The organism is Streptomyces sp. H27-C3 (genome assembly GCF_030063415.1).
In the GTDB taxonomy this organism is placed as follows: Bacteria; Actinomycetota; Actinomycetes; order Streptomycetales; family Streptomycetaceae; genus Streptomyces.
The window spans coordinates 33,875-43,451 of the sequence record NZ_JASITA010000053.1 but is presented as its reverse complement, the minus strand read 5'-3'; the positions used below and the strand labels follow the sequence as shown (position 1 = coordinate 43,451).

Genomic DNA, 9,577 nt, shown 5'->3' with positions numbered 1-9,577 from the left:
ATTTCACTTACCAGGTGCCCTCTTGCTCGGGTCTGATGGAAGCGTAAGAACTCCCATCATCCCAGGCCAGCGGGCACCTCTTCTGATTTCTCCATCCACAGCCCGACCACTACGCGGTGGATCGAGGTTCAGAGCTCATAGGCCTTTTCATGCCGTGGTTGGTACAGGCCGAGCTCTCCGCCACGGGCCATCTCCCACCTCTCCAAGACTCGGCCATCGTCGCCGCGCCCACCCTTCTGGCCGTCTCTTCACAGTCGGCACCTCGCAGCGGATCAAAAACAGGCTCCTGGCCCGCTCGGGCCGCTGAGCACCCGATCCTCGGCGTCCAGGTGGAGCCAGATCTCGGTTGTCACATACGAAGCCACTCCTGCGACTGTTGGAGGGGTGGCAACGCGAGGGGCGTCTGCTGCATCTTGCGGCCTGCTCCGCCGCCGTGATCCGGCTCCTGGAGGCCTCAGCCACCACAGGGAGAGCAGCCCCGCAGCGTGTGGCCACCCCCGTCTGCGGGCCTTCGCATCCCGCGTCGGCAGGGCCTGCGGTGTGACCGGGCGCCCTGAGTGTGGCAGGGGCACGCATGGCGGTCAGGTTCCTGATCGGTACGCCGGTTCTCTTTGCTCTGCTCTGCCGGCCTCATAGCGCTGGTATCACCTGCGAGGCTGGCCAACGCCGGCCCAGCGCGGACATGCCCTGCACCCCAGGACGTCGCCCCACGGGCTCGCCATCGGCCCGCATCTGCCGCGACTGGAGGCTTCGCACTCACACCTCCAGGCGGCCGACCGGCGACCCGAGGCTGCTGTCGCTCCGAACTCATGCACAAACCGGAGCGACGGGCGGGCTCGCCGGGTGGACCTACCGCGGTCCGATGGCACCCGTTCGTGAGAAGGTGCCCCTCGTGATCAGCCAAGAAGCGGGACCCATAGGCGAGTTCGTGCTCCGCGACGGGCTGACGTCGGCGGATGCCGTGATCCTTCACCGCGAGGCGCTTCATGTGCTGCGTCCAGGCATCACCACAGCTCACTTGGACGCCTACAGTGACGATGAGTGGCCGACCGCCGTGCTCCAGTCGCACGAGCGTGCGCTCTCCCTGGCCAGGGAAGCGTTGAAGCAGGGCACACGCTCCCGGCGTGACGATCCTGGTATGGGCATCGACATCGATGTCCGGGACGACGCACAGTTCGAGGTGCTGGTGGACTTGGCTCCCTACACGATCGACGCCGAATGCTCCCAAGAAGGCCAGTCGGTTTTCAGTGCCAGCGACTCCGGAACGTCCCTCTGGATTACCATCACGCCGAAGCAGGAGACCGAACTCCGAGCCCGTCTGGACGCTTTGGGAGCCCCATCCACTGCGCTCATTGCGCGACACGCACCGGCTCATGGCGGGGCCTAGACCACAATGCGCGCGGGCGGCCGTCCGCCGCGCTCGACGCCGCCGCCGAATTCGGCGGGGCAACTGCCTTGGCTCGCGCTCCAACAAACGCTGAACCGTTGCACTACTGGGCGGGCGGCTGGGCCCGCTTCGGCGTGCGCGTGGCCATGTAGAGGGCAATGCCCCACCCGATGAGCGATGCGCCGAAGGCAACGTTGATGATGAGGATCAGCCACCGGTCTTTCGCACCGCGCGCGAACGCCATGTACGAGGGCAGCAGGTAGATCACCGCAAAAACCACTGCGAGCAACACGGTGAAAAGGCTGTCCATATTCCGATGCACTCCAATGATCTACAGCTTGTCACCGGCACTTTACGGGGTGCGGTGACATAGGTGTAGCCGCGCCCCTGGATGGCTGTCCACACCACGGCTTCTGAACCGGGGCAGGCTCCACTGCAATGGCCACCGCCACCGGTCGGCTTGCAACCTGCCGGCTAAGGGCTGTCCCGCAATCCCTGGCAGACGCACGACGACAGCTACGGCACCTCGCCGCGTTGTCGGAACGCCCGAATACGTCCAGTATGCGAACGTCCCTCCGCCTTGCGATGCACCGCATCTGACGCCGTGCGCTGATCCACCAGGGATTACGGGACAACCCTTAGAGAGGTGAGGCCAGGCGCCCAGCCTGTGGCGTTGACCCTGCCGGGGCGAGGCCGCCAACACATGCGGGGTCGAGTACGCGTACTCAAGTGCAGCGGGTGGCTTGACCTGAGACAGTGCCCATGAGGCGAACTCCCGCCCACCGCAACACAGTTACTCGGGCCGTTCGGGCGCCGGTGGCGTCTGGGTCTCCGACAGTCTGCGATAGACGGCGTCGGGGTCTTCCTGTGTGAAGTAGCGGAAATGTCAGCGCACCTCGCTGCGATCTGGGTCTGCGAGCGAACCCAGAAATCCTTGGTCGATGGCCAGCAGGCGGGGCTTCTCGCATTGTTGGGCCACGACGGCCAGCGAGATGCTCCCGCTCGTCGTGAGAACTCAGGTGGCGCAGCAGCCGGCGATCCGTGGGAGGTAGCCGTCCGCAACGACCGTAGCGATCACCTCACTGATGGTGAGGTCGTCGGGGAACTCTTTCTGCTGCTCGTGGGGCGCGTTCACGTCGTCGCCCATAGCGACACTCTCCCTGGTCAGCAGCAATTTCATGCGGTGGAGCATAGACCGGCCTGCCAGACACCACACACTTCATCGCCCGGGCCAGTCTTCGGATCCGCCGCAGACCGAAGGAGAGACTCGGCCTTACCTCGCTCCCTCGTGCGTCGTGCTCTGACGGTCCGGCTCGGGGGACCCGTCCGGGCCCTGCGCATACTTTTCGCCACCGCACGGGACTCCTTCGCCGAGGGGCTCGCGCTCATCGCACTCGGTGCCGTACCGGTGCTGCTCGCCCTGGCCGTCACTGCCAAGATCCTGCTGAGGAATGTGGGTAGGACTGACACCGACCCGGATACGGAGAAGCAGAACGAGGCCGTTCCGACGGCCGGCCGCATCGAAGTGTGAGATTGACGCGCCGACGAGCAGGCCGGTGCACTCGACTCCCCGAGGTCCGCTGAAAGCGTCGGCCGGAGGAGATGGGGTGCATCCGCGGCGCCGCACAAGACCGCTTCATCAACCAGCGGGGAGGTCCCGGTCAACCCATCGGTCAAAGCGCCTCTCGAAGCGCCTCTGAGATGCATTCAGCCCCCGGCCTCAGGGGCGGGGCTCTCACCAAGAATCTCGGCAAAATCCCATCTGCCACAGGGGCATCGGCCGCGGCGTTTCGGCCATGATCGTGCCGGAGCCGCCCCGTACACCCCAAGGGTGGATGCACCCCACACTTTGTGCGCCGCGCGCTCCTCCACGAATTTCGCTCTGTCTCAAACACGTGTGTTCGATATCGCCGCCTTAGCCGTTGACCACGGAGAGACCCAACAGAACGCAACGACCATGCAATGGGAGTGCAGTTGACCCCAGCCGACGTCACGGACACGCATGTCTTGACTCCGCCACCACCGCCCGCCGCGTTCGCGGCCACGGCGGAATGCCCCATGAGCCCGCCCGGTGAAGTCTCCTTCCATAGACTCCACAAGGGGCGCCGATCCGTCCTGCGTCGCATGGCCAAGACGCTGTGGGATACCGACCGTCGATCCGTTCCTGTGCTGCTGGTCTACCAGTTGGTCGCCGGTGCGTGTGCCACGGTGGTACTGCTGGCGACGGCCGAGGCCGCGCGCTGGACAGCGGTCATCTTGCGTGTGCTCGCCGAGGGCTTCTCGCACCTGCCGCTGATCTGGCCGAATCCGGTCCGTGGAGGCGTCGCGTGAAGAGATATTTCCGGCGGGTGACGATGGGCGAGCCGACTGTCTCCGCAGCGGAGGACGAACTGTTCGGCGGCCCTCTGCGCTATGACATGGGCTGGGCCGAACATGAGCGCGCCCGGCTCGACTTGACGATGGTCTCCGCCATCCGCGCCATGCCGCGACTGGTCGGCGGAACGCTGCGCCGGGCCTGGGGGGCCGACCGGTCGGCGCTGCTGGCCGTCGGGATCAGCGAGATCGGACAGGGCATCGCGGCGGCCGTCGGCCTGCTCGCGGTCAACGCCGTGATGCATGCTCTCCTCGGCGGTGGCACGCCCGTCGAGCGGCTCCACGCCGCCTTACCCGCTCTGATCGCCGGTGCCGTCGTCGCTGTGGTGAACGCAGCTCTCGCCGGCTGGTCCACGTCCCGAGCAGGGCGCCTGGAGCCGCTGGTGGAGCGCGTCGCGACCACCGAATACCTGGCGGCGGCCACCGCGGTGGAGCTGGAGGCCATTGAGGACCCGGACTTCCGGCGCCTGATCGACGTCGCGCAGCAGGGCGCAGCCTCCGCCCGCCGCATGATCAGCGCCTGCGTCGCCGCCCTGAACGGCACGATCTCTCTCATCGCGACCGCAGGCGTCCTCACTGTTCTGCACCCCACCCTGTTGCCGATGCTGCTGTTGATCGCAGCGCCACGGGGCTGGGGAGCGATGCGGGTGGCTCAGGAGCGCTACGTGTCCGTGATGACCTGGGTCGAGCATCTGCGCGCCAGCCGCTTGATCGGGAATCTCCTCACCGAGCGCAGCGCGGCCCAGGAAGTGCGGATCCACTCCGTCGGCCCATTCCTGCTGGAGAAGTACCGGGACATGGCCGCAAGCGCCGAGGCCGAGCAGACACGGCTCGCCAACCGCAAGGCTGTCACCGAGCTGGTGGCCGCCGCCCTGTCCGGTCTGGCGATGGTCGGTACTTATGCCGTGATGGTCTGGCTGGTCCTGGCCGGGCATATGAGTCTGGCTGTCGCCGGCACTGCGGTGATCGCCGTGCGGTCCGGTTCGGCGAGCCTGGGTGCACTGGTCATGAACATCAACCAGCTGCATGAGGAGTCCCTGTACGTCCAGGACCATGACCGGTTTCTGGTCGAGGCGGCGAGGCGAGCCATCCCCGAGGGCGGGGAGCAGCTCCCGGCGCGAATCGACCGGGTCGTCCTCGACAAGGTCACCTACCGCTACGCGGACCGTGACGCTCCGGCCCTGGACGGCATCTCGATCACTCTCCCGATGGGCTCGGTGACAGCGGTGGTGGGCGAGAACGGTTCGGGCAAGAGCACCCTGATGAAGGTCCTCGCCGGCCTGTTGCTGCCGCACAGCGGCACAGTGCACTGGGGCGAAGCCGAGCTGTCCGGCCTGGACCGGTCCCAGGTCTTCAGCCGCGTCGCCCTGCTGACCCAGGACTTCCAGCGCTGGCCGGTGACCGCCGCCCTCAATATCCGCATTGGCCGACCCGACCGGGCAGCCGAGAACGAGGAGCTGCAGCCGTCGGTCGAGTACGCCGGAGCGTCTCCCGTCATCGCGACGCTGCCCCGCGGGCTGCGGACCCTGCTGGCCAGGATGTTCCGCGGGGCCTCGGAGCTGTCCGGTGGAGAGTGGCAGAAAATCGGACTGGCCCGTACGCACTGGCGTACCGCAACCTGCCCCGCAGACAGCGTGCTGATCGTCGACGAACCCACCTCAGCCCTGGACCCGGAGGCCGAAATCGCCGCCTTCGACAGGATCCGCCAGCTCGCCGACGCGCACCGGGCGGTCGTCCTGGTCACCCATCGCATGTCCGGCGTCCGCCATGCCGACACCATCTACGTCCTCAACCAGGGCCGCCTCACCGAGCACGGCAGCCACGACGAACTGATCGCCGCCGGCGGACGCTACGCGGCCATGTTCCACACACAAGCCGCCCAGTACGGGGCGGACTTCCGCGCCGCAGTACCGCACCCCAGCGCCCCGCCTGTCCCGGAACGTTCATGACTCGGCCCATGACTCGGCCTCATGACTCAACCCGATGAGTCGGCCCGGCGGGAGTCCACCGTGTTGTCCACCTTCACCGCCACCGCGGCTCACAGCCCGGGCCGCTCTCAATCACCAGCACCCCGGGGCGATCAAGGGCGGCTCATCTCGTCCCGCTCGGCCTGACTCGTCGCCACGATGTCGCGCATCTCGCCGCAACGGCCCACCTTTCGGGCCACACTGCGCGCTCAGCCGGCGGCAGCGCCGAACCACTTCGGCAATTGGCTGAGCAGATCCTGCTGATCCTCACCGCCCCACGCCACATGGCCGTCCGGCCGCAGCAGCGCCGCGGGCGCGTCCAACTCCGCGCTGACGTCGACGACATGGTCGACCCGGTCAGCCCAGCGCGCCACCGAAAGCCGGCCGGTCCGGTCGTTCTGGTCTCGGCGGACGATTCTGCGGCACACCCTGGGGGCCTTGCCGCAAGCTCCCCAGTGCGCTGTAAGAAGTAATTGGCAAGGAGTGGGTGACAGCGACCTCCTCGCCTTCGTTGTTTCTCGTCTGCCGCGGCGGACAAGCCCTCCGCGCATACCTGCTGTGGGCCTTCGGCGCCGCCGGGCGCGGTCCAAGACCTCCGCGCGGCCTGTGTCCTGGGAGGCCGCGGACACTCGATCGCGTCAAGTTTCGCGTCGGTCGGCGGCCGAGGTCTCATTCACGCTCGCGCAGGTACGCTTCCAACTCGGCGGCCCCAGCCAGCATCGCGCGCCCGCGGGCGGACAGCCGCCCGCGCCAGTCGTGCAGGGCGGCCTCCAGCGGCTCCAGCCCACCGGCCGCCCGCACCTGGGCGATCAGCGGGGCGATCTGCTCCAACAGGTAGCCACCCCGCCTGAGCTGGTGGGCCAGTCTGGCGTCCCGCACGTCGGCCCCGTCGTAGACCCGGTACCCGGTCTGCGAGTCGCGGCGCGGGCGTACCAGCCCGGCGCGCTCCCACTTACGCAGCGTGGCAGGCCGGATCCCGAGCTTCCCTGCCAGCGGCCCGATGAACGTGCCGCCGGGCCCGGACACATGGTCGGGCTCGGACGCCGCAGTGGGCTCCAGGTCAGGGAGGGCGCGCTCCACGGCCCGAAGGGTCTGCCGGTCCTCAAGGAGCTGGGCGTGACTCTCATCGATGAGGCGCAACGCCTCATCGACCGCGCCCCGGTTGACCGCTCGCATGATCGATGCCGCCGCCTGGTGGCCGTGGCCGGGCATCAGCGCGAGGAACGTGCGCAGGGCCCGTGCGTGCAGCGGGGTATAGGTGCGGTAGCCGTGGGGTGTGCGCCCGGCGGCCGGAAGGATGCCGACCGCCTCGTAGTTCCTGATGGCCTGCGTGGACAGACCGTGCTCACGCGCCAGGTCAATCGGCCTGAGCCGCTCACCGCTTTGAAGGTTTCGCACCATGTGCCTGCCGATATCGCGAGAAAGTTTCAACCGAAGGTTCAACGATACCGTTTAAGGCATGGCTACTGACATCAAGGAAATCGCCCATTCCGTCGAGGCCGCCGCCGTCATGAGGCTGCTTCCGGCCCGGCCACGGCTGCTCGCCCTGGGCGAGCCCACTCACGGCCAGGACACTCCCCTCAATCTGCGCAACGAGCTCTTCCGGCAGCTCGTGGAGCAGGAGGGCTATCGGACGATCGTGGTCGAGAGCGACTGCATGATGGGTCTGGTCGTGGACGGCTACGTCACTTCGGGCACGGGCACTCTCGACGAGGTCATGGACCGCGGGTTCAGCCACGGGTTCGGCGCGTCCGCGGCCAATCGCGAACTCGTGCGCTGGATGCGTGCGTACAACAGCGGCCGGGCCGCGTCCGAGCTGCTCCGCTTCGCCGGTTTCGACGGCCCGCTGGAGATCACCGGCGCCGCGAGCCCCCGGCAGGCCCTCACCGCACTCCACGACTACCTCGCGGCCCTGGTCGACACGGGCCTGCTCCCCTGCACCGCGGAAACGCTCGACCGCCTGCTCGGCGCCGACGACCTGTGGACCAATCCCGCCGCGATGATGGACCCGGCCCAGTCCGTGGGGCAGTCGGCCGATGCCAAGGAACTGCGACTGGTCGCCGATGATCTGGTGGCGCTGCTCGACGCGCAGACACCGCACCTGATCACGACGACCTCGCGAGACGATCTGGACCGGGTGCGCCTGTACGGACGCACCGCCACCGGCCTGCTGCGTTACCACTTCTGGATGGCCGACAGCTCACCGAGCCGCATGACGCGACTGGTGGGCCTGCGGGACCAGATGATGGCCGACAACCTTCTCGCCATCGCCGAACGGGTCCCGGCACTGGTCCACGCCCACAACGGCCATCTCCAGCGGAACAAGAGCACGATGCGGATGGGCGACCTTCCGCTGGAGTGGTGGAGCGCCGGCGCGCTCGTGAGCGCCCAACTGGGCGTGGGGTATGCCTTCCTGGCCACAGCTCTCGGCACGATGCGGCACCAGGGAGTGGGCACCCCGCCACCGGACACGGTCGAAGGACTTCTGTACGCGCTCCCGGAGGACCCCTACGTCGTCGACGCCCCCCGGCTGGCCAGCGCCCTCAGCGACACGCCGCCCGCCCCCCGCGTGTCCCCCTACTACGGCTACTTCCCACTGGACCCGGCGCACCTGGCCGCAAACGACGGGATCGTGTTCATCAAGGACGTTCCGGAGGACTAGTTCGGCGGCCCGGTTCGAAGAAGCTGCTTACCTCAAAGTTGTGGGGGACCTGCTCGTCGAGTACGGCTTCGTGGCGATCACCCACGGTCCGCAAGGAGCGCCACTCCGGCGGCACCGCAGCGGCCGCAGCAGTACATGGGAGCTGCCGGGCGAGACCCTGGAGGGGGACGGTCGTGCGGGAGTTGCGTGAGAAGACGCTGGAGGGGGCCCCGAACTCCCGATCGAACACCTCCTGTCACATTCACCGCCTACACTCCGCCACACCAAACGCCTGCCCGACCGGCAGCCAAGGCCAGGAGACTGAAGCCCGGCGACCTCCCCACAGGGACTCGCCGAGCCCGCGCGGGAACGGGTGCCGCGTGGTCAGTGCGCCAGCAGGTCGTCCAGTTCGGCTGCGAAGAGCAGCGCGGGGTCGAATCCCATTCCGGTGAAGTGGCCCGCGAGTTCCAGGGACAGGACGCCGTGCAGCCGAGTCCAGACGGTCAGGGCACGGTGGAGTACCGCGGGCGTGGCCTGGTGGTCGTCCGTCCACTGTCGATGGTCTTCGAGGTGCGCGGCGAACGGCGTCGCGGGGCTGTCCGGGGCCGACGTGGCGCAGGCGTCGAGCAGGGTCGTCATGATCTGGGACGAGATGACGGTGACATCGTCGGGCGCGTGGTAGCCGGGAACTGGAGTGCCATAGACGAGCAGGTATCGGTGGGGGTCGTCCAGGGCCCATCCGCGCACGGCGTGCGCCAGCGTGGCGATGTCGGCACCGGCTTCGGAGGCTGCACTGAAGGTATCGGCGAGGCTTTGGTACGCGTCCCTGATCAGCTCGGTGATGAGCTCGTCGCGGCTGGCGTAGTAGCGGTAGAGCGCGGGGCCGCTCATGCCCATCTGCTTGGCGATCGCGTTGAGGGAGAGCGCGGAGGCTCCCGCTGTGGCGATCTGCTCCCACGCGCGTTCCTTGACCTCTGCGCGCACCTGGACGCGATAGCGCTCGCGCGGGGTTTTCGTGCCCGTTTCGGCCATACCTGCCACCTCCACACCTTCACGACTACATCATCACGCTTTAGTTAGAGGCTATCACGGTGTCTGTTGACACCTCGCCGGCCGAAGCTCCTTGGTGACGTCACCGCGCCGACCCCGCTTCTTTCCTGCACCTCCACCGGAGGGCCCTGGCCGTGCGCCGGCGGCAGGTGGCAGGCC

The 9,577-nt window shown here is 67.8% G+C and carries 9 protein-coding genes and 1 pseudogene; 5 read left to right on the top strand and 5 right to left on the bottom strand.

Translation table 11 applies throughout. From position 1 onward, the window contains the following. Window positions 1-892: 892 nt before the first annotated feature. Window positions 893-1,387 carry a hypothetical protein gene (locus QMK30_RS34345; protein WP_283522256.1) on the top strand — a complete coding sequence of 165 codons (495 nt, stop codon included), beginning with the start codon at window positions 893-895 and terminating at the stop codon, window positions 1,385-1,387. A gap of 103 nt (window positions 1,388-1,490) precedes the next feature. Here QMK30_RS34345 and QMK30_RS34340 read toward each other — a convergent pair whose 3' ends face one another. Both QMK30_RS34340 and QMK30_RS34335 read right to left on the bottom strand, forming a co-directional pair. Beyond that, window positions 1,491-1,697, bottom strand: a complete 207-nt coding sequence (locus QMK30_RS34340; RefSeq protein WP_283522255.1) for a superinfection immunity protein — start codon at window positions 1,695-1,697, stop codon at window positions 1,491-1,493. A gap of 705 nt (window positions 1,698-2,402) precedes the next feature. Then, complete coding sequence (locus QMK30_RS34335) at window positions 2,403-2,567, bottom strand: hypothetical protein (RefSeq protein ID WP_283522254.1); 165 nt, start codon at window positions 2,565-2,567, stop codon at window positions 2,403-2,405. Between the two features lie 108 nt (window positions 2,568-2,675). Here QMK30_RS34335 and QMK30_RS34330 point away from each other — a divergent pair, with 108 nt between their 5' ends. From QMK30_RS34330 to QMK30_RS34320, 3 genes are all read left to right on the top strand, one after another. After that, window positions 2,676-2,918 (top strand): hypothetical protein, encoded by a 243-nt coding sequence (locus QMK30_RS34330; RefSeq protein ID WP_283522253.1) that lies wholly within the window; start codon window positions 2,676-2,678, stop codon window positions 2,916-2,918. A 593-nt stretch (window positions 2,919-3,511) separates the two neighbouring features. Then, on the top strand, window positions 3,512-3,718 hold the full coding sequence (locus QMK30_RS34325) for a hypothetical protein (protein ID WP_283522252.1): 207 nt from the start codon (window positions 3,512-3,514) through the stop codon (window positions 3,716-3,718). 23 nt (window positions 3,719-3,741) lie between these two features. Next, window positions 3,742-5,709, top strand: a complete 1,968-nt coding sequence (locus QMK30_RS34320) for an ATP-binding cassette domain-containing protein (RefSeq protein ID WP_283522259.1) — start codon at window positions 3,742-3,744, stop codon at window positions 5,707-5,709. Between the two features lie 227 nt (window positions 5,710-5,936). Here the strand turns inward: QMK30_RS34320 and QMK30_RS34315 are convergent. Beyond that, window positions 5,937-6,122 (bottom strand): annotated as a pseudogene (locus tag QMK30_RS34315) (aromatic-ring hydroxylase C-terminal domain-containing protein); the annotation flags it as partial. Window positions 6,123-6,396: 274 nt separating this feature from the next. Further along, the gene (locus QMK30_RS34310) at window positions 6,397-7,128 is read right to left on the bottom strand and encodes a TioE family transcriptional regulator (RefSeq protein WP_283522251.1); all 732 of its coding nucleotides are present in this window, start codon (window positions 7,126-7,128) and stop codon (window positions 6,397-6,399) included. A gap of 58 nt (window positions 7,129-7,186) precedes the next feature. Here QMK30_RS34310 and QMK30_RS34305 point away from each other — a divergent pair, with 58 nt between their 5' ends. Then, entirely contained in the window at window positions 7,187-8,389 is a 1,203-nt protein-coding gene (locus QMK30_RS34305; RefSeq protein WP_283522250.1) for an erythromycin esterase family protein, read from the top strand. Window positions 8,390-8,752: 363 nt separating this feature from the next. Here QMK30_RS34305 and QMK30_RS34300 read toward each other — a convergent pair whose 3' ends face one another. Continuing rightward, window positions 8,753-9,400, bottom strand: coding sequence for a TetR/AcrR family transcriptional regulator (locus QMK30_RS34300; protein WP_283522249.1), 648 nt, complete (start codon window positions 9,398-9,400; stop codon window positions 8,753-8,755). Window positions 9,401-9,577: the final 177 nt, after the last annotated feature.